Below are 23,693 nucleotides of genomic sequence, written 5' to 3' on the forward strand. Positions count from 1 at the left end.
GACGGTTTTGGTATCTACGCAATAGTATCGGGCTACTTGCAAGCATGGAAGGTTTTGCAGCGAATATTGTTCCTGTTCCTGACATGCGTGATCCTAGAAACCCTAATACTGCTTTTACTGCAAGTATAAATCTTTGGCGTAGTAATAATGGTAACTTACATAATCCACGAGGTGGTGATAACATTATTTTATCAGGTCCACATAACGTTGAGATTAATAACGATATTAATTTAGGAGATATTAATAACTTTGGTTATAGAAGCAATGTTATAATTGCTCCTCATTTTGGAGTAGATCGTGTAGTGAGTATAAACAATCTTATTAATGATAACGGTGTTCTCTATAGAAATGCCGGCAGAGATGCTCTAGGTCAACCATTAGTATATGGTAATGCAAATGCAGCAATACAACTCGAGCTTCAAGAAATAGGGATAGTTGGACAGGGTGCAAGCAATGCTAAATTAACTATTACCGGTAATGATATTAGTGCTGTTGATTCCATTATATTAGGTGGTGGTTAGAGTAAAATAATTTTTCAAAATCCTATTACGGTAGATGCTGAAATATATGCTCGGACTAATAATGCTGGGTATATAGAAGCAAATAATGATATTGTTTTTAATAAAGCTATAGGGTTTAGCGGTAATCAAGATCATAGAATTACCGGACTACTTATAAAAGATAATAAAACAGTTACATTAAAATCTGATATTTATGCTTCAGATATTGAGTTAGAAGCAAATTCAAAACTAATTATAGATGCTTCTAAACAAAATATTACAGTAAGGACAGGTATTGCAACCGATCTTTTTGGAAATATGAATGATAACACCGGTAGAATTCAAATAAAAAGTAATACAAAGAATGCTATAACTTTTTATAATGATATAGGGGGAGCAAATGAAAGAGTTGCTGAAATAGAAATTGCTAGAGGTAAGAAAACTGAATTTAAAAGCGATGTATATGCTAAGAACATTAAAGTAGCAGCTAATGATGTCGAGTTTCACGAAAAGCTTGATATGCAACGTCGTAATGGAGGTGGTAATGTAATACATACAGGTAATTTAGAATTTACGAATTACGGTAAAGTAAAATTTCATAAAGATTTTACCGGTGATATAAATACCTCTAAAATTAATAGAGGTGAAGTAACTTTTGTAAATACTCCTGATATTTATGGTGTCGGTGCATTAAATAAAAGGATTGAAAAATTAGTATTTACAGGTAACCATCGTCATAATTTGCATAAGGATATACATGCAGCCCGAACTGAATTTGATGCTGGAACTTATAATATTCATACTAATCCTATTACAATTGATGGAAATGCTAACATTAACGGCTCGACATTTGACCTTAGACATGACTTAATTTTTACCGGTAATGTAGAATTGTCTAATAATATTAGAATAAATTCAGCCGGAAATAGGGTGATTTTTCAAAATTATGCCCCAACTGTAAATAATGCAGGTGCAAATATTACTTTTTTAACGGAGCACCTCCTGCTAATGAAGCAGCAGCATTAGCTGTTTTACACATCAATGTTGGAGGAGTTGTATTCCCTCCTGTCGGATCTCGTTATGATGTGGGTACAGCTACTTTAATTTTACCAGGATTTGGAGGAGCTCAAGTGCAACAGCAGCAGCAACAAGCACAAGCTCAGCAACAAGGAAACGGGCAAGGCGGTCAGCCACAAGTGCAGCAGAACTAGCAACAAGCTCAGCAGAACCAGCAAGGACAAGGTCAGGGGCAAGACAAGCTCAGCAAAATCGGCAGCAAGTGCAGCAGAACCAGCAAGGTCAAGCTCAGCAAAATCAGCAGCAAGTGCAACAGAACCAACAGCAAGTTCAGCAACAACAACAAGTGCAGCAGAACCAGCAACAGCAGCAAGCTCAAGCTCAGCGCGAGGCTAATGAAAGAGCTAGACAGCAAAGACTACAAGCGGAACGTGAAGAAAATGCTAGAAGAGAGCAACAACAACAGCAAGAAGAAGAAAGAAGAAATGAAAATGAAAGATTAGCACAACAAGAGGCTAATGAAAGAGCGATAGCCGAAGAAAATAATAGAAGAATAGAAGAGCAAAGACTGGAAGCAGAGTATCAGCAACGTCAAGCTAATGAAATAAGAGTAGCTGAGGAATATGTTAAAAAACCTGAGCCGCAAAAATTAGCTGAGGCAATCAATAATACTATCGTTGCTTATACAGAAAATACTTTTGTAGCGGAAGCACAAAAAGAAGTGATTAGAGAAAAATCTGCACTTGTTATGAAAGATCCTGAAAGACACGCTGTAGAGCTTGCTAAGGAATTAGTAAATATAAAGCTGAGCTTAAAGAAGTGGCTAAAGTAGCTAACGATGATACTGTTGTAGTGAATAAAACAAAGCAAGAGCAATCTTTATTATTCGTATTATTATTCGTAGCAAACTTAGCTCAAGTTGCACCTGATAATGCAAAAAAAGTAGTAGAGCATTTAACCGAGCAAGGAACAAGATCGGTTAGTGTAGTAAATGTTACGGCTGAAGCAGTAACTGCTAATATTAATAATCACTTATCAGGCGGTACTATGATAGCTGTTGCGGCAGGTGATGAAGAAACCCCTATAATTACTAAAAAAGGATTATGGATTGCCGGTACGTTCGGTTCAAGTAATCAAGATGCATATAAAGGTAATCCTAGCTATAAAGGCACAGTATCCGGCGGTACTATCGGCGGTGATCTTTACATCGGGGAAAATAGTCTTGTCGGTATTGCATATAGCCGTATGAACTCTGACTTTAAGTTTAAAGGTTCAAGCACTGGTGATAAATTATCAGCAGAAAGCGATATTATTTCTCTATACGGTCAACAACAATTTAGTAACAGCCTTATATTACAAGAAATATTTTCAGCAAGTAACAGTAAAATCAACAAGAAGGATTTAAGACCAGTCGGACCTAACAGCTATAAGACTGCTAGCGGTAAATATACAAGCACAGCTTACGGTTTTGAAGGTAATATCGGTTACCAATTCTCTGCTGTTGACGGTATAAATTTAATGCCTAATATCGGTATTAGATATAATACATATAAAGATAATGCTTATACCGAAACCGGTACAGGTGTGAATAATATGTATGTTGCAGATAAATCCGGTAACTTAACTACAGGGATTGCACGCTTCCGTAGAAAATAGCTTTAGCAATAAGCAACCTAAAGTGAAAGCTAGATTTATTTGGGCAGATAATTACTTTGAGAACACTACAAGTAGTAGCACGCCGAAAGTCGGCTATAATGTAGGTGCAAGTTTACTTACGGCTCATAAGAATATTGAGCTACTTGCAACGTATAACTGTAATTTACGCAGCAAATATACTAGCCATCAAAGGTTCATTAAAGTTAAAGATATTGTTCTAAAAACCAAATCGTCATAAGCCGCACAGCCTAGTGTTGTTGCATGGCTCAAAAAACGCCATCGCTGTAATCTAGTAGCTTGTCCACGGTATCCAGAAAACAACTAAAAATACTAATGCTATTAGTATTTTTAACTGGATCCCGTGGTCAAGCCACGGGATGACAGAGGTGAAATTGATCCACGCAACAATGCCTCCCCGCGTAGGCGGGGATCCAGAAAAATAACTTCAATATTAATATAGGAGTTACATATTTGATAAAATAAACCTAAAAAAACAAGTTTTTTATAGGTTTTACTGGATTCCCGCCTACGCGGGAATGACATAAAACGATCCATGTAATAATGCCTACAAGCTCGTAGGACGAAAATAGCTCATAATTCCCTAACCGGTTTCAGTATTAGCTTCTTATTCCTGAAGATATTGGTTTTAGAAAATAAGCTGCTTTTTGGTTTTTTAAAATCACGTTTATAATTTTCACCGGTAACAGCATTATAGCTAGTAATTAAAGAAGGTATAACCTCGTTATAATATATTTTATAAAGGTCATGCATAGTTTCTTTGGTAGTTAAATATCCCCATTTTACGGCTTGTTGAGGTACTCTAGCGAGTGCCTCAATACAGGCTACAGCTTCTTCAATTTCAGGGTTTTTATTTTTATACACTTCAGCGTTTGGTGATAAATTAGCTTGCATATCTTTAAACATAGCCTCAATCATTAATGCCATATATTTATCGGTTTTAAATTTTTTTACAAATATTAGGTTATTCCTACTGCTATAATTTAAAAGCCAAAATTTATATATAAAAATCATGAATTTTATAGCATAAACTTTTAAGCCGCTAACTTTATTTGCATTATAAAATTTAAGTTTCGTTTCATAATCTAATTGCTTTTTCATGCCTGCTTTAAGGAGCTTACCCAGCAAATTATGACAATGTATGATATCATTTTTTCTAGCAATTCGTACTTTATCGGTAGCTTTAGTACCGGAAAAATTAGCCGAATGGCGAGTTATTTGCCTGCCTTTATCATCTCTTTTTATGTCGGCAAAATGCCCAAGCTCTTGGGCTGCGATAATCTGAAGCCTAGCAACGGCAGGCCAGCCATTACCGTACATAGGATAGTCTTTATTGTTTTCAGCAAAAGGATTACCGCCGCATGAAACAAAAATAGCTACGTCCTTGCCGTTAGTGCTTTGCATACCGCTATTACCGCCTACTCGTTGCCAGCTAACCATATCCATCATATCGCCGATATTATGCGAATAGGTGAGGAATACTTCCGTCTTATTAAGAAGAAGCCACCTTATTACGATCGGATGAGCCGACTGAACAAAAAGACGTGCCAACATTTCGGTTACTTCTTTCTTAACCGGTTGTAGCTTTTGTATTTGCTGTTTTAAATTATTGAAAATTGATTTTATTTTCTGATCTGAAGCAGAATTTCTATATAAATTTTGAAAAAGCTTGGTAGTTTCAGGAATTAAATGCGGGCTTGTTAGTTCTTCTTTACTAACCATCAAGCTTATATTAAGAGCAGGTTCGGTAAATCTTGCAAAATTGCAGCAATCATCGGTATCTATCCGTAATTTACCGGACTTAATTAATTGCATCGCCAAATGCTCATACTCTATTTCCATGTCCTGCTTATAAATAGCAGGAACATTGTCAAGAATGTGGTATATGCTGGTCATTTTGTTTAGTTGTTATTATCTTCTACATTACCTGTTGGCTGTGTACTTCGTCATTTTCGTCTATATTTAAAGATAGAAGCTCTAAGTTAAATAAAAGCTCAGGTTCATAGGTACGTGCTTCGGTTTAGGTTCTTCCTCAAGTGTAAGATTTACAACAACATCTACCTTAGGGAATACTGTGTCAGAGCAATCTTTAAAAAATTTATCCGATGATTTTGACTTTATTGCATCTAAGGCTTTTTGTCTACCATCTTCATTTTTAATACATATGTTAATTGTCTCTCTCCTAAAAAATAAATGAGGATAATCATTGAAAATTTTTGTAATTAGTTCCGGCTGTTTCTCGCTAAAATATTCGAGGCATACCTTATTACCATATCTAAATATTTTGTATGCTAAGAATAAGACAAAACAACCTTGTTCTTCTTGAGTAAATTTATCAGCAAAATATTTTTGATCAAGAAAATCCTCAACTCCTCTTCTGACGCCGGTTGAAGAAATCGCTATTTTTTCCAAAAGTGGTTTTGAGAAATCAACTGAAAAGCGAGATATTTTTACACTTCGCAGCTGTCCGTTTTTTGCTTTCTCAGTTATTATTTCAGATTCAGGTACTTGCTTTTCCATTTGCCATAAATCATATTCTACATTACCGGGAGTAGTTTTCATTACATTATCCCATATTTGTATAATCCCTCTTTTGTAGTAGTTAAAATCTGGTTTAAAAACGATTTAGAACTACTTAATATGGCCTCTGCATTATGATACATATAACTAATCAAAGCAATAGCATCTTTATACGCTTGCTTCTCTATAGGCTTATCATTCATTTCTTTGGTATCTGTGGTATCATAACGAAAAAATTTACTTTGCATCGGCAGTTTAGTCTCAAAAAGATTACTAAAACTATTTTTTTGTATCTGCATAATCAAGTTTTGTGATTTCTGCACTCCTTAAATGAGCAAAAGTAACGCTAATTTCTGTAGATCTTGTGCTACAGGTATGGTCATATCAGATTGTTTATTAATCATTTTACAAAATTTAGTAAGTACATCTACTAGCTTTTTTTCTTCCTTAGAGTTAAACATATTATCACCGGCATCATGCAGAACTGCTATTAGAGCAGTGGTAATAGGATTTAAAAAACCGGACGCTGCTATGTCGCCAAGATAACAAACCCATTTTATAAGAGAAGAGGCACTCACACGTTCCAAATGCCCTGCGTCAGGAACTACTAGGCCACTACTTACGGCACTAGCAGCAATACATACATTGTGTAAAGCCATATTAAAACATTTATAATATTCTTCTAATTTAGGGTTAATGACTTTTCAATTCTTTAATTTGGTCGTTTATATCTGCAGTATACCCAATATTTGCAGATTGTAATATTTTTTGTACGTCTGCAATAGTTAGCTTTATTTCTGTAACATCTTGACGAAGTTCAAGCATAGAGCTTTTTAATTCATTATATTCTTCTCTTGTTACATAATCGCTATTATTATTACTTACAATTAATTGACTCTTAGATAAATCATTTTCTCTCGATAACATCAGTGAATTAGTAGTTTTATTAAGTTTTGGAGTTACTTGACTGAGAATTCTCTGAAATTCTTCCTCATGCTCCGGGCAAGGTGTATATTTGATAAGTACAGCACCAGCTTCGCTTAATTTGCCTGCTTTCCAAAAAGCTTTTCCTAATAAAAATCAGTATCTTTAGGCTTAGATGATGTATATAGAGCTGCTTGTTGTAATGAAGCTACTGCTTTAAGGTAAAGGGGTTGTTGCTCAGTTATATTATTAGTATGCTCTCCCCAACATAAGTAAGTGAAGCCTTCATAATAATAATAGGCATGTAGAAAACCTTTATATTGTTTAATTAAGGTAAATATCTTAAGTGCTTCTTTATATTCGTTTTTACTTAAAAACTCTCTTCCTTCAGAGATTAATTGGTCTACTATCTCTTTCATATTCAAATCTATTATAGTTATATTTGTTTAAATCATATTATGGCCGCCGTTGATAGAAATAGTCTCGCCTGTTATAAAGCCGGCATTTTCATCAACTAAAAATGCCACGGCCTAGCTATTTCTTCAGGCTGTCCTAGTCTTTTTTTGGGGATACTATTAACGATTTTAGCAAGTACGTCTTCAGGTACCGCTCCTACCATTTCTGTTGCAATATACCCTGGAGCTATACAGTTAACGGTGATATTTTTAGAAGCAGTTTCACGAGCAAGGGCCTTAGTAAAGCCTATAATTCCGGCTTTAGCGGCAGAGTAATTAGTTTGTCCAACCTGCCCTGCTTGAGCATTAATTGAACTGATATTTACTATACGACCGTAATCTTGGTTTCGCATCTGTTCCATTACGCTACTAGACATATTAAAGCAAGAATTGAGATTAACGTTAATGACGTCATTCCAATCTTGATGACTCATTCTATGTAGCATTCTATCTTTGGTAATACCGGCATTGTTAACAAGAATACTTACCGGTTTTTTAAATTCCTCTTCAATTTCCTTTACTGCTTTTCTACATTCTTCAAAATCCGCAACATTCCAGCGTTTGGTTTTTATACCGTATTTTTCTTCCATTTCTTTAGCCGCATTGTAATTACTGAAAAAATTAGCAACTACCGTAAGACCCTTATTTTTTAATTCTAAAGCGGTAGCTTTACCTATTCCTCTAGTACCGCCTGTTACAATTGCAATTTCTGACATTATTTCTCCATAATTTTGACTTTTATTAAATTTAACAGGTGGGGTTATATTTGGTTTAAGTTGTGACACCGATTTAGTTAACGGTTTAACAACTTTCTTATCACTGCGTATTACGATAGATTCTTTAGGATGATTTTTTTTATATTCTGTATCTATCTTTTTATCCATCTTTTTTTTGTCTTCAATTTTATTTGTTTTAGCCGTTACCTCCATTATAGCAGTAAGTGCTTCTTTTCTACTTTTTGGAATGACTCTTTTATTTTCTTTTTTAGTGCAGTAACAACCTATTGTTGCACCGCCTGCATAAATACTACCTGCTTGCTGAGCAATATGACCGTTTTTAAGTAATTGTTTATCGATGTCTGTTAATTTTTATACCGGTATATTTTGAGACTGCTTGAGATATTTTATTATGTTCATTAAGCCCTTCTCTATCTTTACCGCTAGCACACATTGTTAATATTTCTTCCTGAGGTAAATTTATTAAACTAGTGGTTTTATTTTCTTGTTTATTTTGTCTTATTTTTTCTGTTAAATTACTTAAGACATCTGATATATTTAGATTAATATTTTCTTTATCAAAAGATATAAAAGGAAATTTTGTCTCGAAGGATACTCTAAAAGGAACATCTGCTTGCTCAATATTTTCTCTTAATGTTAAAGCTTTTTTTAATATTTCTTTTTCCTGATCCGTTAAATTTGCATTGTTAATTATTTCTGCTGCATTTCCTTTAGATTTATTTATCCTAAAAAAACGTTCAAATTTGCTTCTAGGTTTAATATGTGCTTTTAATTCATCAATTCCTTTTTCAGTCGGTAAATTTTCTGCTATTTTGTTTAAAGTATCACTCGCTCCTGAAAAGTTATTTGTTACTCCTATAAGCCTAAATAAATTAAGAGGAGTATTAGTATTTTTCCCACCGACATTTTCCATAGATTTTTTTGTCTGATCAACAATTGTGGGATCATTACCAGCTCCTATAGGACCTGAGTTTAATGTATTGGTATGAAGAGTAACACCGTCTTCAGTCCATTCTTGGGCTTGACGTGCATTTAAGTCGGTAATTTTTTGCCTAGAATCTATATCATCCGAAATCGAGGCTAATGTGCCTGCATGTTTAGATGTAAGCAATGTTTCAAAATTTTTACCGTCTTTGTCAGTTATTGCCCCAATTTTCTCAAAGGCATTTTTCATGCCAACAATTTGTCGTAACTGGGTTGGGATAACATGCTTACCATTTTGAATTGTATCAGCGTACTGATCAACAAGCTTCCTCTCCCATTCAGGCATTACATTATACCAGTTTTTACCTTCTCTATTTTGATATTCTTGCTTTTGTTCTTCTGTCAAGCCTTTAAAAGCTACTTCCGCTTCGACTACAATATGCTCTTTTCCCTTATCATTGGTGACTTTTGACAAAGTTACTATATTACAATGCTCATCATTGAAATTTTGAAAATCTTTAGCAACATTTAATTTTTTATGAGCATTTTTAATACCGTTTGTTCCTAGCAATTCAGCAACATTGTCAATCTCAGTTTGCATATTTTTTGAGATATTTTCTTGTGATTTTTCCATATTCAAAGCATTAAAACTATTAATAAATTTTACTGCTTCTTTATTTAATTTCAGCACAAGCTCAGGTTTATTTTCGGTCTTTGCTATGTCTATCGCTCCTCTGATAGCGTTTAAATATTGCATTTCAAAAGCTTCAGTGCCTAAAACAATTTTTTCATTAGGATTGTTACGACCGTCACGTATTAATATTGAAGTTTCGCCATTTTTTCCTTCAATTTTAGTAAGCTTTATACCGGTTTTCTCATGACGTAAAATTTCTAAACCCTGTAATGCCTCGGTAAAGTTGCCTTTTTCAACAGCTTCTTCAATTTTAGCTCTATTTGTTTCTAAAGGAACGCCTACTCCGGATGTAGTTAAAAATTCTTTTGTATGATTTAATAAAAACGCCTTATCGTTATCAAATTGTTTTTTTAATGATGAAAGCATTATAAAATTCTATATGTAGTTGTTCATCTCTTGTTATTTTAATTAAAAATTATTATATAAAAATAGTCTAGTTAAAAATATTTAACTTTATTAATTAAAATATGTTATTTATATGAATATTGATAAATTTACTGCACATGCTAAATCAGTGATAGCTAGTAGCCAATCGATTGCTGCTAAAAACGATCATCAGCAAATATTACCTTTGCATTTATTATCTAGTCTTTTAAGTGAAGAAACAGGTATAATTCAAACCCTTATTAATAATACTGGAGGTAATATAAACTTATTAAAAGATCAAGTTCAGCTAGAACTAAATAAAATCCCAAAAGTTCAGGTTGAGGGAGGGGGACAAGTTTATTCTTCTGCTGAAGCTCTTAAAGTTTTAGAAAAAGCTAGTAGCATTGCTAAAGACAGTGGGGATAGCTTTGTAACCATAGAGCGTATATTTGAAGCATTAACTTATGATAATACTATAGCCGGTAAAATTTTAACGAATAATGGAATTAATAGTAAAAAATTAGCAGCAGCTATTTTACAGCTTCGTAAAGGCAAAAAAGCAGATACCGAATCGGCAGAAAATAGTTACGATGCTCTAAAGAAATACGGCAGAGATGTAATAGAGCTTGCCGAAAGCGGTAAGCTTGACCCGATAATCGGACGTGATGAAGAAATAAGAAGAACCGTGCAGGTACTATCACGACGCATGAAAAACAATCCTGTGTTGATCGGTGAACCAGGAGTCGGTAAAACTGCTATAATAGAGGGGCTTGCACAACGTATATTTAGTAAGGACGTACCTGAGTCGCTTATGAACTGCCGTATTATTGAGCTTGATGTGGGAGCATTAATAGCAGGAGCTAAATATCGAGGTGAATTTGAGGAACGTCTTAAAGCAGTGCTTAGCGAAATTAAAGAATCAAGCGGTGAAATTATTTTATTTATCGATGAATTACATCTATTAGTCGGTACGGGAAAAACCGACGGTGCTATGGATGCCTCGAATTTACTAAAGCCGATGCTTGCTCGTGGTGAGCTGCACTGCATCGGTGCTACTACTCTAGACGAATATCGTAAATATATCGAGAAAGATGCAGCACTTGCTCGCCGTTTCCAGCCTGTTTACGTGAGTGAGCCGACGGTTGAGGATACTATATCAATACTTAGAGGAATTAAAGAAAAATATGAGCTGCATCATGCCGTGCGAATTTCCGATAGTGCAATAGTTGCAGCAGCGACGTTATCAAACCGTTATATTACCGATCGTTATTTACCTGATAAAGCTATTGATTTGATTGATGAAGCTTGTAGCCGTATGAAAATAGAATTGTCAAGTAAGCCTGAAGAGCTTGACGAGCTAGATCGCCGTATTATTCAGATAAAGATTGAGCTTGCAGCACTTAAAAAAGAAAATGACGAGCATTCTAAAAAGAAAATTACCCATTTAACCGAGGAACTCGAAAAGTTAGAATCTAAATCATATGATATGAACGCTAAATGGCAAGCAGAAAAGTCTAAACTACAGCAAGCCCAAAAACTTAAAGAAGAGTTAGAACGAGCAAGAATCGATCTAGAGCGTGCCGAGCGTGACGCTAATCTCGCTAAAGCTAGTGAGTTAAAATACGGAATTATACCTGAGATTATGAAAAAGATTCAGGAAGTCGAAAGTATGGATAATAAAGGGCTATTAAAAGAAATTATATCGGAAAGTGATATAGCAAGTATTATCTCTCGTATTACTGGTATTCCAATTGATACGATGCTATCAAGTGAGCGTGAGCGTCTACTTGTAATGGAGCAGAAATTACGAGAATCGGTAATAGGGCAGGATGAGGCAATTAAAGGTGTTAGTGATGCGGTAAGAAGATCACGTGCAGGTATTCAGGATATTAACCGTCCGCTTGGTTCGTTCTTATTCTTAGGACCGACAGGAGTTGGTAAAACTGAGCTTACCAAAGCCTTAGCTAGTTTTCTTTTTGATGACCGTAATGCGATACTTCGTATAGATATGTCGGAATATATGGAGAAGCACGCTATTTCTCGTCTGATAGGAGCACCTCCCGGCTATATTGGATATGATCAAGGCGGGGTGTTAACGGAAGCAGTAAGACGCCGCCCATATCAGGTAATATTATTTGATGAGGTTGAAAAAGCCCATCCCGACATATTTAATATTATGCTACAAATACTTGATGAGGGAAGATTAACCGATAGTCAGGGTATCACAGTTGATTTTAAAAATACTATCATAGTTTTAACTTCTAATTTAGGTGCTGAGATACTCGTTAATCAGAAAGAGAACGAAGATACATATAAAGTAAAAGATGAGGTTATGGAATATGTAAAAGCAGTATTTAAGCCTGAGTTTTTAAATAGGTTAGACGAAATTATATTATTCCATCGCCTAAATCGTAATAATATTCATGATATAGTTAAGATACAGCTTGAAAGCTTAAAGAAAATTTTACTAGCACAAAATATTATTCTTGAATTTGATGAATCTGCTTTAAATTATTTAGCCGAAAAAGGCTATGACCCAAGCTTTGGAGCAAGACCCTTAAAACGCCTTATCCAGAGGGAAATACAAAATAACTTAGCCAAAATGATTTTAGCAGGCGAAATAAGTAGCGGCAATACCGTGAAAATAGGTAGAGAAAAGGAAGAACTAAGGATAAAGATAATTGATTAAGCTCTGCGTACGAAAACTAAATTATTGCATAATTCATGATTTTCATTAATTTTTTCTTGAGCCTAGTCTATTACTTTGTTATAACCACCTTTCTAACTTTGATAAATAAGTAAGTTAGATACAATAAAAATCTAATGAACGGAGGTGTGAAGCATTATGTATAATGACGATGAAATAGATTATGAAACAGCAGAAGAGATATTGAAAGAAATCTACTCCTTAAATGAGCTGGAAGAATCAAAAAAACAAGATGGAGTAGAACTTGAAGAATATCTCGATGCTTACAATGAAGCAGAATTAGATGATAATAACAGTATAACTTTTAGAGAATTTTTTGCATTGAAAGATTTCAAAGAAACCGGCTATATGAGGTTGTATGATAAAACAAAAGAATCCTATGAAATGCAACGTGCTTTAGTAATACTAACTAATGATCAATACCAAATGAGTCAAGGACAAGTTGAAAATCTTACTATTTGGCGTGGAGAAACAAGAGAAAAATCAGAGGTGGGTACATTTAACATAGGAAATGAATATTCTACAGAGCGGTTTATGTCTACAACTTCTGAGCAGAGAGAGTATTATTAATAATCATATGTCAGATGAATTAAAACCGCATCAAATTAATATTGAATATGAAATTGAAATGAATTCCCCTCTAGTAGGTGCTGATATTTCTTCTATTATATTAAACGATGGGGAAAAGGAAATAGTAGTATTGCCAAATACTAAGTTTGAAATAACTAATGTTAAGCACGAGGATGATCATACCCTATGTATTAGTATGAAAAACAAGCCAATCATATATGATACATGGAAAAGTAATTTTGATCTATAGCTTTCTAACATAGAGCAATTAGTATCCACAAATACCGATATAGACATGGAAACTTATACATTAGGATCCGATGCTTCACAAATTGATATCATAATTTGATATAAAAAAGAAATATTACTCACCGAATTATGGATAAATCTTTATCCATAATTCGGGTCAATTTAGAGTTAATAACATTCAATTTCAGTTAATGTTATACTTTCAGTACCTAATAATTTATAACAATCATTACTAGTAGAGTTAGGAATTTGTAAGTCAAATAATAGTGTTTTTTCTTCTTTATACGGATCAACTAAGTAAGAATTTGTAATATCTGTAACTATTGGCGATAAGTAAGTTGTTGTTTCAATAAGCTTATCAATAGCATTCTGTCCGTCTTTTAATATTTTATCGACTAGTTTTTTATCTTTATAAAAAGTATTTACAGCACCTATTAAGGTTGTTGATATCTCATATATAATAATACCGTTTTTAATTATATTGGTTATATTAGAGTCTAATTTTGCTGTTTTAGAAAAAATTAAAGAAATAACAGTAGGATATTTATTAAATACATTAGGTAGTTCTAAAAAATTATTTACGGCTGAATAGGCAGAATTGGTTGCTTCTGAAAAACAATTAAATGCTTTGTATATGTTTTCATAATTGTTATTGCTCATAAACTTACCTCTTTTTTATATAGATAATTACCATGTTTCATGGTAATTACATATCATACTACTAAATTAAGAAGTGTCAATATTAAAATTTATTTACTGATATCCTCTAAACTCCATCTAGCTTTTGGACAGAAATTCAAAGGAGTAAATAACTTATTATTGTAATGCTCAAGTCCTGCATATGCAATCATTGCAGCATTATCGGTACATAAACGGATAGGTGGATAAATAAGCTGATAACCATATGTTTTAGCACAATTACTTAATATTTCTTGTAAATATTTATTAGCAGCAACACCGCCGGCAATAACTATATTCTTCTTATCAAAATTATTTGTTATTTGTTCATATGCTCTAATAGCATCCTGTACCTTACTACCTAGAATTTCTCCTATGGTGAACTGAAAACTTGCCGCTATATCATTAATTACATCATCATTTAGAAAGCTTGATACAAGCGAATTTTGCGGCTTTCGCCTGTGCTCACGTACTTTTGTACGCTGTGCAGGCTCTTCCTTAAATTCATCTTGTCTGAAGCTTTCTAAATGATGACGGTCTTTATAATTAATTTCTTGCAAATTCATTATTAAAGTATGCACGGCAGTTTTAAGCCCTGAAAAGGACATATTGCAATTACCGCTGTTAATTATAGGTTTTGGAAATTTATATTTATGAGGATCGCCAAGTTTTGCTCTTTTCTCAATTTCAGGTCCTCCAGGAAAGGCTAAGTTTAGCATCTTTGCTACTTTGTCAAAGGCTTCGCCTACGGCATCATCTATAGTAGACCCTAGGATTTTATATTTTCCGAGTCCTAAAACTGCTACAAATTGGCAATGTCCACCCGAAGCTAACAAGAGTAAATAAGGATAAGGGATATTATCGGTTAGCCTTGCGGTTAAGGCATGACCTTCTAAATGATTAATTGCAATAAATGGTTTTTTTAAAGCACTGCTTAGCGACCTTGCAAACATTGAACCGACTATAACACCTCCGATTAAGCCCGGACCGGAAGTTGCGGCAATTGCACTAATTTCCGTTAATTTAGTGTTGCTCTCTTTTAAAACATTTTTTAATGCTTTATCTAGATTAGATAAGTGAGAACGTGCAGCAATTTCAGGCACGACCCCTCCAAAAACTGCATGTTCTGTATTTTGTGAAATGATTATATTAGATAAGATTTCTCGATTTTCGGTGATTATAGAAACAGCTGTATCGTCACAGCTTGATTCTATACCTAAAATTTTTATCATTTAATATTGAAACCGGTATTGGCTAAAAAAGTAGTGTTGTTGCGTGGATCAGTTTTTTCGTCATTGCGAGGAGTTGCGTTAGCAACGACGCGGCAATCTCAGGAGTTTGTTACTATTTCATGAGATTGCCACGCATCCTATGGCTGCTCGCAATGACGACCGGGGCTACGCAACAAGACTCGTTCGCAATGACGATATTTATCTTTATTTAATAATGCCTAATTAGATACCTTTAAGGTATTTAATTGATTATACAGCTTATAAATAGATTGTTCGGCATCAATAATTTTTTTATTAACTATTTTTAGTAATTTTTCCGAAGGTTTTTCTGTTATTTGCGTTGCAGAACTTACTTGCTCTGCTAAATTTTTAAGTGATTCTTGTATTTCTACAAAAGATTTTTTAAATTGTTCTTTAATAGTAATAGATGATTCTTCAAGCTCTTTAATTTTTAAGCATAGATTTTCTAATAAATGATCTATTTTAGTTTGCATTAAAGTCAATTTTTGCTTTTGTTTTTCACTAAGATAGCTTAAAGTTTCTTGCATTTTTGCCTGTATACGTACTTTTGTAGTACGTTCAAGTTCTGAAGCTAAACCTATTTTACTCATTAAAAATATTATCCATTTGTGAACGTCAAAATGATACCATTTTGCACCGTTACGATAATCTGAAGGAAAAGCATGATGGTAATTATGCCAATTTTCACCTAGTAAAAATAGAGCCATCCACCAAATATCTCCAGCGGTACCTTTGTAATATTGTTTACTACCGGCAAAGTGGCATAAAGAATTAACACAAAAGGTTGCTTGCTGCTGTAGGAATCTACCGAGTCCCATAAATAAAAATCCTGCATATGCCGATTGTATAGTACCGCCGACTAAGTAACCGATAAATAAAGGCACGACAATATTCATAAAAGCTGCTATTTGCCAATAATATTTTAGCTGCCATTTTAATAAATTGTTTTTCCCGTGCTTAGCCCAAGTAATACGATCAATAGACTTATAGCTACCGCTTCCGACTAGCATCCATCCTATATGAGACCACATAAAGCCTAAAAATTTATTGTCAAATTTTAAAGGAGTATGCGGATCTTGGTCTTGATCCGTATATCTATGATGTTTATAATGATTCGATGCCCAAGATAAAGCCGGTCCTTGTAATGTTCCTGCAGACAGCATAATTAAGACAAACTCGGCATATTTATTTATTTTATAGGCATTATGAGACCACAATCTATGCAAACCAATCCCAACGGTAATATTATTAATATAATAACTAGCAATTATAAAAATAACTTCAGTTAGTCCTATCCCATAATTAAACGAATATTTAACTACAAGAGATATGATAAAAATAGGATAAAATATTAAAGCAAATAAAGCAGGCTTATTTAGTTTACTTAACATAAAATTTACAGTTTTTAGTTATAAAATATATAAATTGGCAACGAATAAAATCTTATTATATTATAGTATACATAAATATAATTAATAGATATTAACATACTTAATGCATAAATACAAAGAAAATTTTGACAACAAAATTCTAGGTTATGTGAAAGAGGATTAAATTATTTGTATTTTTAGATATTTTTTAGCGAAAATTAATAAGATTTTTGCAGTAATAGTTGTTCCTATCTCAAAAAAATCTTATAATTTACAGTAAAAAATAGATTAATTCTCCTTCACAGAGCCTAACCATTATCCTTATTTAAACAATAACCGATAAAACGAACGGTTTTAATAATTAAATTGTCTTTCCCTAAGGCCTCTCTAATTCTATTTTATATGAACATCTATAAGACGTTCATTAAAGGTCTCTTCACTTTCCCATAAATATTTTATTATTTCTTGACGCGAAAATACTTCATTTGGAAACTGAAAAAAAAAAGTCGCAAAATTTTAAACTCAGTAGGACCTAGGCGAATATTCAGTCCGTCTTTGTATACTTTTTCAGTATTTAAATCAATATTTATATTCTTAAATTTAATAATATTATCCTGTAAAACTGACTTAGAACGTCTCAATAAGCTCTTTAAAGTACCTACTATTTGCTCAGATAAAAAGGGCTTATAAAAAAATAGTACGTTATCGTCTATTTCTGTTACATTTAATTGCTTGTTAATAAAAATATTATAGGCGTTTTAGAAAATTTATTAATTTTTCTAACGTTATTTATTGTTATTAAAGGATTTTCTTGTAATTCTGCACTAATAATCATGATAGCAAGCGGCTGACTAAAGAAATAAGTTAATGCTTTTTCTAGAGTTGAAGCCCTAATCTAATTATATTAAATCCTGCTCTCTCTCTATATCATTACTTAAAGAAATATTAACACTTTTTTTATTTTTTTCTTCTATAATTAAAACTTCAGGTAATAGCTTATCAAACACTGAATTAATCTCCATTAATATTTAGTAAATAATTAAAAACTTTTGTAATAATTTTCTGATTTATTAGGGTTTATAGCAAACTTTTTATAAAAAGAAACAAAGAAATAATAATTTTTTAAAGATAATACTTGAATTTAATAGTTTTAGTTGCTATAAATAGCTTTATTTTAAAGTTTGTTTGTTGGAGATTTTTATATATCATGAGCTTTTATGAATCAGTTTTTATTATACGCCAAGACGTATCATTAAACGATATAGATAAAATCGTTGATGATTTTGTTAAAATTATTAAAGATAATAATGGCACTATAATAAAAAAAGAATATTGGGGGTTAAGAACTTTAGCTTACAAAATCGGTAATAACAAAAAAGGACATTATTATTTTTTAGGTCTAGATATTACTGGTAATGTAAAAGAAGAGCTAGAAAGAAAAATGAAGCTTAACGAAAATATCATTAGATTTCTTACAATTAAAGCAGATTCAATTAGTAGTGAACCTTCACCGATATTAAAAAATCAGAGTACAGAGAATACTCCGGTAATTGATGTAACGATTAATAATTAAATTTGTAAGAATTAAGGTTAAAGAATGTTAAAAAGTAATAATGCTAGTGAAACAGCTACTCGCAAGGTAGGAGATAAAACTGCTAAAAAAGTGTTTTTTAGAAGACGTAAAGGATGCCCTCTTTCTGTGCCTAATGCACCTGTTATTGATTATAAAAATCCTGAGCTTTTAATAAAATTTGTCTCTGAAGGCGGTAGAATGCTACCAAGCAGGATCACAAATGTTTGTGCAAAGAAACAAAGAAAGCTAAATAATGCTATTAAAATTGCAAGAATTTTAGCGTTATTACCTTTTGTATTTCAAGCTAAATAAAGGCATAATACATGGAAATTATATTAATAAAACCCGTAAGAAAATTAGGTAAAATTGGCGACATGCTCAAAGTAGCAGACGGATTTGGTCGTAATTATCTTTTACCGCAAAAATTAGCTATTAGAGCTACTGAGCCTAATAAAGAGCTAATAGTGAAACAAAAACACGAATTTGAAGCAAAAGATAAGCAAATAAGAGAAGAAGTAGAAAAAATTAATGCTCTTATTAAAGATCAAAAATTAGTTTTTATCCGTCAAACATCAGATGACGGTAAACTTTTCGGTTCGGTTACTAACAAAGAAATAGCCGATAAATTATCTGAAAATGTATCTTATAATATCTCTCATTCAAATATTATTCTTGATAAACAAATTAAATCTACCGGAATTTATACAGTTGAAATAAGACTCCATGCGGAGCTTAATGCTATAGTTACGGTTATTGTTGCAAGATCAGAATCAGAAGCACAAGATTATTTACGCGAACAAAAGACTGAAACTTCAGAAAATTTAGCTGAGTCAGCATAAATTTTTTCTATCGTCATTGCGAACGAACGAAGTGAGTGCGGCAATCTAGTTAAAAATTCTGATTTACAGAATTTTTTTAATTATTTTTCTGGATTGCAACAATGCTTCGCTCCTCGCAATGACGGTTCGGTATCCATACAACAACGTCCCACCTATGCGGGAATAACATAATTTGTACACTACCGAATTAACTACGATATCCTTAAAAATAACTTTCAACAATACTAATATTTTTCAACCATGCTATATGAAAAATTTGAGTATAATATCAATAATCTAATAGGTAATTTTGGTTTATCTAAAATAGCGGTTGCAGTCTCCGGTGGGAGCGATTCGGTAGCACTTCTTTATCTTGCTAATATTTGGGCAGAAAAAAATAATATAGAATTATCTGTTATATCGGTTGATCATAACTTACGGGAACAGTCGAAGCAAGAGACCCATTATATCCAAAATATCAGTAATAGTCTAAATCGCAAGCATTATAGTTTATCTTTTGATCATCAAAATAATTTTTCCAATTTACAAGAAAGAGCAAGAGAAGGACGCTATGATTTGATGACAAATCTATGTCTAGAACTCGATATATTAGTACTTTTAACTGCTCACCATGAAGATGATTACGTAGAAAATTTTTGTTTAAGATTAGAACGTAATAGCGGTATATTTGGACTTAGTAGCAGTAATATTAATTGGTATAATAATATACAAATAATTAGACCGCTATATAATATTCCAAAAAGTGAATTAGTAGAGTATTTAGTCAGTCATAATATAAAGTGGTTTGAAGATGAGTCAAATTCATCTGATAAATATAGACGAAATATTATTAGGCAAAAATTAGCTAAAGGTGAAGGCTATATTAAAGCCGAGATAATCTTACAACAGCTTAAAATTAATGATTTACTGGATAATAAATTTAAACCGGAGTTAATATCAGCAATAGCCGAAGCAGTCAAAATTTTTGAATATGGCTTTGCTTTTCTTGATTTAGTTAAATTTGATAAGTTTTCAAATGAGGTGAAAGTACAAATAATTAATTTTTTACTGATAATAATTAGCGGACAATCTAGAGCAGCTCGTTTTTATTCGGTAGAACCTATTTTGAAATTAATTACTCAAGACGTAAACTTTAAGAATACCCTTCATGGCTGTGTAATTAAGCGTATACAAAACGAGTTACTTATATACAGGGAATTCGGCAAAAAATTACCTGAAAGTAAAATATTACTAGATAAATCCGTTATTTGGGATAATAGATTTTGCATCACAAGAAATCAAGAAACTCCAAATTGTTTTGTAACTCATCTATCGTTAGAAGATTATAAAATGATAAAGAAACAATTAGATCTAGAACCTTTGAAAAATCTATCCTGCAAAAACCACAATGCAATTTTATTTACCTTACCTATCATTAAAATACTTGAAAAAGTTATAGTAATACCACATATATCATATTATGATAACGACATGTGGAACTTTGAAGTATCTTTTGCTCCAAATTTTGTATCTCGTTTCACCCATTTTTGCTAACACCGGTATTTAGCTTTGTTGCATGGATACCAAATCGTCATTGCGAGCAGCTGTAGGCTGTGCGGCAATCCATAAAAAATGCTATAAATTAGTGTTTTTTACTGGATTGCTTTGTCAAAACTTGCAATTTTTCTTCGTAATGATGAAAAAAAACGATCCATACAACAACGCCTCTAATACCGATAAAAATTTTTATTAGGTTTTATATCGATGAATAATCAAGGTAGAAGTATTTTAGCTTGGGCAGCACTTTTTGTTTTTGTAATATTACTTTTTAATGTTTTCCAATCTGACGGTTTACTTGGCGGAAGAAATAATATAACTTTCTCGGATTTTTTAACACGAGTTGATGAAAAGACCGTTAATTCGGTAAAAATTCAAGGTAGAGTAATTGAAGGCACTTCAAATGACGGCTCTACTTTTAACACTTATGCTCCTGATTATCCTGATTTAGTAAATCGTCTTACTAGTAATGACGTTAATATTGAAGTGGTGCCTCTTGAAACAAGAATGAATACCTTTTTAGGCTTTTTAATTTCTTGGTTTCCTATGCTTTTATTGATAGGTGTTTGGGTTTTTTTCATGCGTCAAATGCATGGAGGCGGGAAAGCCATGGGGTTTGGAAAATCGAAAGCTAGGTTGCTATCAGATAAAGGACCAAAAATTACCTTTAAAGATGTAGCAGGTATCGATGAAGCAAAAGAAGAATTAACTGAAATAGTAGATTTTTTAAGAGATCCAAGCAAGTTCCAAAACCTTGGCGGTAAAATACCGAAAGGCTGCTTACTTATAGGACCTCCTGGAACAGGAAAGACCCTGCTTGCTAAAGCAATTGCAGGTGAGGCTAATGTTCCGTTTTTTAGCATATCCGGCTCTGATTTTGTTGAAATGTTTGTAGGTGTTGGTGCAAGCCGTGTGCGTGACATGTTTGAACAGGGTAAACGTAATGCTCCTTGTATTATCTTTATCGATGAAATTGATGCGGTAGGTCGCCATAGAGGTATCGGTATGGGCGGCGGCAATGATGAACGTGAGCAAACCTTAAACCAAATGTTAGTTGAAATGGACGGATTTGAAGCAAATGAGGGAGTTGTGATCATTGCAGCTACAAACCGTCCTGATGTTCTTGATCGTGCATTGCTACGTCCTGGTAGGTTTGATCGTCAAATTGCCGTTGCAAACCCTGATATAAACGGTCGTGAGCAAATTCTAAAAGTACATTTAAAGAAAATTAAATATAATAGTACGGTACTAGCACGAATTATTGCTCGTGGTACCCCGGGCTTTTCCGGTGCTGAACTTGCTAACTTAGTTAATGAAGCTGCTCTTATTGCTGCAAGGCTTGGTAAGAAAGAAGTAGATATGCACGACATGGAAGAGGCAAAAGATAAGGTGCTGATGGGAGTTGCACGTCGTTCTATCGCAATGTCGGAAAAAGAAAAAAAATTGACTGCATATCATGAAGGTGGACATGCATTAGTAGGGCTGTATTGTCCTGCAGCATCGCCTATTCATAAGGCTACGATTATACCGCGCGGTAATGCTCTTGGGATGGTGCAAAGACTTCCTGAAACTGATGAATATTCTCAGAATCGTGAACAAATGGAATCATCTATAGCAGTTTATATGGCGGGAAGAGTAGCAGAGGAAATTATTTTCGGTAGAAATAAAGTTACCTCAGGAGCTTCATCGGATATAAAAGGTGCAACTAATATTGCAAGAGCGATGGTTACAAAAGCAGGTTTAAGTGATTTAATAGGACCGATATTCCATGGTTCAAGCAGTGATGATATGTATGGTAGACAACCGAGTAATGAAACCTCGGAAGCTACTGCAGAGTTAATTGATGCCGAAGTTAAAAGAATTATTACGCAAGGATATGAATTTGCAAAAGATATTTTAACAAAACATATAGATCAACTTCATACTTTAGCGAATGCTTTAATTGAGTATGAGACATTATCAGGTCAGCAAATTAAAAATTTACTTAGCGGTAGAGCTTTAGATTCAGAAGAGGAAAATAAGTTTCCTTTTAATGATTCATCTACTATAAAAATAGATAAAGAAAAATCACCTGAGAAAACAAAAACAAGTAAGGCTAAAAAAGAGAATACTTAAATGGCAGAGTTAAGATTACCGCCAAATTCAGTAGTAAAAAAAGGAAAAGAGCATAAAGAACAAGAGGAAATGCTTAAACCTAGAAAGGTAAAAATTTATAGGTATGACCCTGATCTTGATGAGAATCCTACTATCGATAGTTTTGAGATAGATTTAAGCAAAACCGGACCAATGGTTTTAGATGCTTTAATTAAAATCAAAAACGAAATCGATTCGACTCTAACGTTCAGGCGTTCTTGTCGAGAGGGAATTTGCGGTAGTTGTTCCATGAATATTGACGGTACAAATACTTTAGCATGCATAAAACCGATAGAAGAGATATCAGGCGATATCAAAATCTATCCCCTTCCTCATATGAAAGTAGTGAAAGACTTAGTACCTGATATGTCGCATTTTTATGCACAATACGAATCTATAGAACCTTGGCTCAAAACCGATAGCCCTACCCCTTCAAACTCTGAAAGATTACAGTCGATTAAAGACCGAGAAAAGCTTGACGGTTTATATGAGTGCATATTATGTGCTTGCTGTTCTACTTCCTGTCCTAGCTATTGGTGGAACGGTGATAAATATTTGGGTCCTGCGATTTTATTGCAGGCTTATCGATGGATTGCCGATTCAAGGGATGATCATACCGGCGAACGTCTTGAAGATTTAGAAGATCCGTTCAAGCTTTATCGTTGCCATACGATTATGAACTGTACTAAGACCTGCCCGAAAGGCTTAAATCCTGCTAAAGCTATCGGTAAAATAAAAAGTTTAATTGCAGAACGTCATGGCGTATGATTCTTAATTAATTATTTTTAAAAGTAATAATGCCATGACACAAGGTGACATGAATTATTGTGCCGGCGAAGAATATAAGAAAGTTGATAAGAAACTAAATCAAATATATCAAGAAATATTAAAGCATATTTCAGACGAACAAGAAAAAGTTAATTTGCTTAAAAAATCCCAAAATTTATGGATTAAGTACCGAGATGCTGAATAGA

At 33.3% G+C, this 23,693-nt stretch carries 25 protein-coding genes and 3 pseudogenes; 15 read left to right on the plus strand and 13 right to left on the minus strand.

Translation table 11 applies throughout. The features are described from left to right. Nucleotides 1-44 precede the first annotated feature (44 nt). The 5 genes and pseudogenes from BN1174_RS04160 (at nt 45) to BN1174_RS04175 (ending at nt 3,411) form a co-directional block, all read left to right on the plus strand. On the plus strand, nt 45-521 hold the full coding sequence (locus BN1174_RS04160) for a hypothetical protein (RefSeq protein ID WP_040256745.1): 477 nt from the start codon (nt 45-47) through the stop codon (nt 519-521). A 297-nt stretch (nt 522-818) separates the two neighbouring features. Next, complete coding sequence (locus BN1174_RS10810) at nt 819-1,526, plus strand: hypothetical protein (protein ID WP_052454735.1); 708 nt, start codon at nt 819-821, stop codon at nt 1,524-1,526. A 59-nt stretch (nt 1,527-1,585) separates the two neighbouring features. Then, a complete protein-coding gene (locus BN1174_RS12285) occupies nt 1,586-1,711 on the plus strand; it encodes a hypothetical protein (protein ID WP_269378911.1) in 126 nt (41 codons plus the stop codon). Nucleotides 1,712-1,779: 68 nt separating this feature from the next. Continuing rightward, nucleotides 1,780-2,349: a hypothetical protein gene (locus BN1174_RS11705; protein ID WP_231555789.1), complete on the plus strand. Its 570-nt coding sequence runs from the start codon at nt 1,780-1,782 to the stop codon at nt 2,347-2,349. A gap of 20 nt (nt 2,350-2,369) precedes the next feature. Continuing rightward, a pseudogene (locus BN1174_RS04175) lies at nt 2,370-3,411 on the plus strand (autotransporter outer membrane beta-barrel domain-containing protein). A gap of 353 nt (nt 3,412-3,764) precedes the next feature. Here the strand turns inward: BN1174_RS04175 and BN1174_RS04185 are convergent. The 8 genes and pseudogenes from BN1174_RS04185 to BN1174_RS11720 form a co-directional block, all read right to left on the minus strand. Further along, nucleotides 3,765-5,087, minus strand: a complete 1,323-nt coding sequence (locus tag BN1174_RS04185; RefSeq protein ID WP_040256747.1) for a DUF2748 family protein — start codon at nt 5,085-5,087, stop codon at nt 3,765-3,767. A 5-nt stretch (nt 5,088-5,092) separates the two neighbouring features. Continuing rightward, nucleotides 5,093-5,623: pseudogene (locus BN1174_RS07890) on the minus strand (hypothetical protein). Nucleotides 5,624-5,752: 129 nt separating this feature from the next. After that, the gene (locus BN1174_RS10815; RefSeq protein WP_231555792.1) at nt 5,753-6,010 is read right to left on the minus strand and encodes a hypothetical protein; all 258 of its coding nucleotides are present in this window, start codon (nt 6,008-6,010) and stop codon (nt 5,753-5,755) included. 27 nt (nt 6,011-6,037) lie between these two features. Beyond that, nucleotides 6,038-6,370 (minus strand): hypothetical protein, encoded by a 333-nt coding sequence (locus tag BN1174_RS04200; RefSeq protein WP_231555793.1) that lies wholly within the window; start codon nt 6,368-6,370, stop codon nt 6,038-6,040. Nucleotides 6,371-6,404: 34 nt separating this feature from the next. Further along, on the minus strand, nt 6,405-6,638 hold the full coding sequence (locus tag BN1174_RS10820) for a hypothetical protein (protein WP_197062042.1): 234 nt from the start codon (nt 6,636-6,638) through the stop codon (nt 6,405-6,407). A gap of 143 nt (nt 6,639-6,781) precedes the next feature. Next, nucleotides 6,782-7,054 (minus strand): NinB/YbcN family protein, encoded by a 273-nt coding sequence (locus BN1174_RS11715; RefSeq protein ID WP_231555794.1) that lies wholly within the window; start codon nt 7,052-7,054, stop codon nt 6,782-6,784. A gap of 27 nt (nt 7,055-7,081) precedes the next feature. Next, nucleotides 7,082-7,806 (minus strand): annotated as a pseudogene (locus tag BN1174_RS04215) (SDR family oxidoreductase). A gap of 352 nt (nt 7,807-8,158) precedes the next feature. Further along, a complete protein-coding gene (locus BN1174_RS11720) occupies nt 8,159-9,811 on the minus strand; it encodes a hypothetical protein (RefSeq protein WP_231555795.1) in 1,653 nt (550 codons plus the stop codon). Nucleotides 9,812-9,923: 112 nt separating this feature from the next. On the opposite strand from BN1174_RS11720, the gene clpB reads away from it, so the two are divergent. The 3 genes from clpB to BN1174_RS04245 all read left to right on the plus strand — a co-directional run bounded on the left by clpB (nt 9,924) and on the right by BN1174_RS04245 (nt 13,338). Continuing rightward, entirely contained in the window at nt 9,924-12,500 is a 2,577-nt protein-coding gene (gene clpB, locus BN1174_RS04235) for an ATP-dependent chaperone ClpB (protein WP_040256749.1), read from the plus strand. 156 nt (nt 12,501-12,656) lie between these two features. Then, a complete protein-coding gene (locus BN1174_RS04240; protein ID WP_040256750.1) occupies nt 12,657-13,088 on the plus strand; it encodes a hypothetical protein in 432 nt (143 codons plus the stop codon). A 7-nt stretch (nt 13,089-13,095) separates the two neighbouring features. Further along, complete coding sequence (locus BN1174_RS04245) at nt 13,096-13,338, plus strand: hypothetical protein (protein WP_197062043.1); 243 nt, start codon at nt 13,096-13,098, stop codon at nt 13,336-13,338. A 167-nt stretch (nt 13,339-13,505) separates the two neighbouring features. Here BN1174_RS04245 and BN1174_RS04250 read toward each other — a convergent pair whose 3' ends face one another. The 5 genes from BN1174_RS04250 to BN1174_RS12290 all read right to left on the minus strand — a co-directional run bounded on the left by BN1174_RS04250 (nt 13,506) and on the right by BN1174_RS12290 (nt 17,660). Then, on the minus strand, nt 13,506-13,997 hold the full coding sequence (locus BN1174_RS04250; protein ID WP_040256756.1) for a DUF5424 family protein: 492 nt from the start codon (nt 13,995-13,997) through the stop codon (nt 13,506-13,508). A gap of 89 nt (nt 13,998-14,086) precedes the next feature. Further along, nucleotides 14,087-15,247 carry a tRNA (adenosine(37)-N6)-threonylcarbamoyltransferase complex transferase subunit TsaD gene (tsaD, locus tag BN1174_RS04255; protein WP_040256759.1) on the minus strand — a complete coding sequence of 387 codons (1,161 nt, stop codon included), beginning with the start codon at nt 15,245-15,247 and terminating at the stop codon, nt 14,087-14,089. A 218-nt stretch (nt 15,248-15,465) separates the two neighbouring features. After that, nucleotides 15,466-16,659, minus strand: coding sequence for a fatty acid desaturase (locus BN1174_RS04260; protein ID WP_040256761.1), 1,194 nt, complete (start codon nt 16,657-16,659; stop codon nt 15,466-15,468). A gap of 372 nt (nt 16,660-17,031) precedes the next feature. Further along, the gene (locus BN1174_RS11725; RefSeq protein WP_331370594.1) at nt 17,032-17,100 is read right to left on the minus strand and encodes a hypothetical protein; all 69 of its coding nucleotides are present in this window, start codon (nt 17,098-17,100) and stop codon (nt 17,032-17,034) included. A gap of 437 nt (nt 17,101-17,537) precedes the next feature. Further along, complete coding sequence (locus BN1174_RS12290) at nt 17,538-17,660, minus strand: hypothetical protein (protein ID WP_269378917.1); 123 nt, start codon at nt 17,658-17,660, stop codon at nt 17,538-17,540. Between the two features lie 185 nt (nt 17,661-17,845). Here BN1174_RS12290 and rpsF point away from each other — a divergent pair, with 185 nt between their 5' ends. The 7 genes from rpsF (at nt 17,846) to BN1174_RS08845 (ending at nt 23,692) form a co-directional block, all read left to right on the plus strand. Continuing rightward, nucleotides 17,846-18,211 (plus strand): 30S ribosomal protein S6, encoded by a 366-nt coding sequence (gene rpsF / locus BN1174_RS04270; RefSeq protein ID WP_040258023.1) that lies wholly within the window; start codon nt 17,846-17,848, stop codon nt 18,209-18,211. A 24-nt stretch (nt 18,212-18,235) separates the two neighbouring features. Continuing rightward, nucleotides 18,236-18,523 (plus strand): 30S ribosomal protein S18, encoded by a 288-nt coding sequence (rpsR, locus tag BN1174_RS04275; RefSeq protein ID WP_010420625.1) that lies wholly within the window; start codon nt 18,236-18,238, stop codon nt 18,521-18,523. Nucleotides 18,524-18,534: 11 nt separating this feature from the next. Continuing rightward, nucleotides 18,535-19,050: a 50S ribosomal protein L9 gene (gene rplI / locus BN1174_RS04280; RefSeq protein ID WP_040256764.1), complete on the plus strand. Its 516-nt coding sequence runs from the start codon at nt 18,535-18,537 to the stop codon at nt 19,048-19,050. Nucleotides 19,051-19,290: 240 nt separating this feature from the next. Next, a complete protein-coding gene (gene tilS, locus BN1174_RS04285) occupies nt 19,291-20,583 on the plus strand; it encodes a tRNA lysidine(34) synthetase TilS (protein ID WP_040256766.1) in 1,293 nt (430 codons plus the stop codon). A 210-nt stretch (nt 20,584-20,793) separates the two neighbouring features. Next, nucleotides 20,794-22,701 carry an ATP-dependent zinc metalloprotease FtsH gene (ftsH, locus tag BN1174_RS04290; RefSeq protein WP_040256768.1) on the plus strand — a complete coding sequence of 636 codons (1,908 nt, stop codon included), beginning with the start codon at nt 20,794-20,796 and terminating at the stop codon, nt 22,699-22,701. After that, the gene (locus tag BN1174_RS04295; protein WP_040256770.1) at nt 22,702-23,487 is read left to right on the plus strand and encodes a succinate dehydrogenase iron-sulfur subunit; all 786 of its coding nucleotides are present in this window, start codon (nt 22,702-22,704) and stop codon (nt 23,485-23,487) included. A gap of 34 nt (nt 23,488-23,521) precedes the next feature. Further along, nucleotides 23,522-23,692 (plus strand): lysozyme inhibitor LprI family protein, encoded by a 171-nt coding sequence (locus BN1174_RS08845; RefSeq protein WP_082022288.1) that lies wholly within the window; start codon nt 23,522-23,524, stop codon nt 23,690-23,692. The last annotated feature ends 1 nt before the right edge of the window (nt 23,693 follow it).

The organism is Rickettsia hoogstraalii, from assembly GCF_000825685.1.
Classification (GTDB): Bacteria; Pseudomonadota; Alphaproteobacteria; order Rickettsiales; family Rickettsiaceae; genus Rickettsia; species Rickettsia hoogstraalii.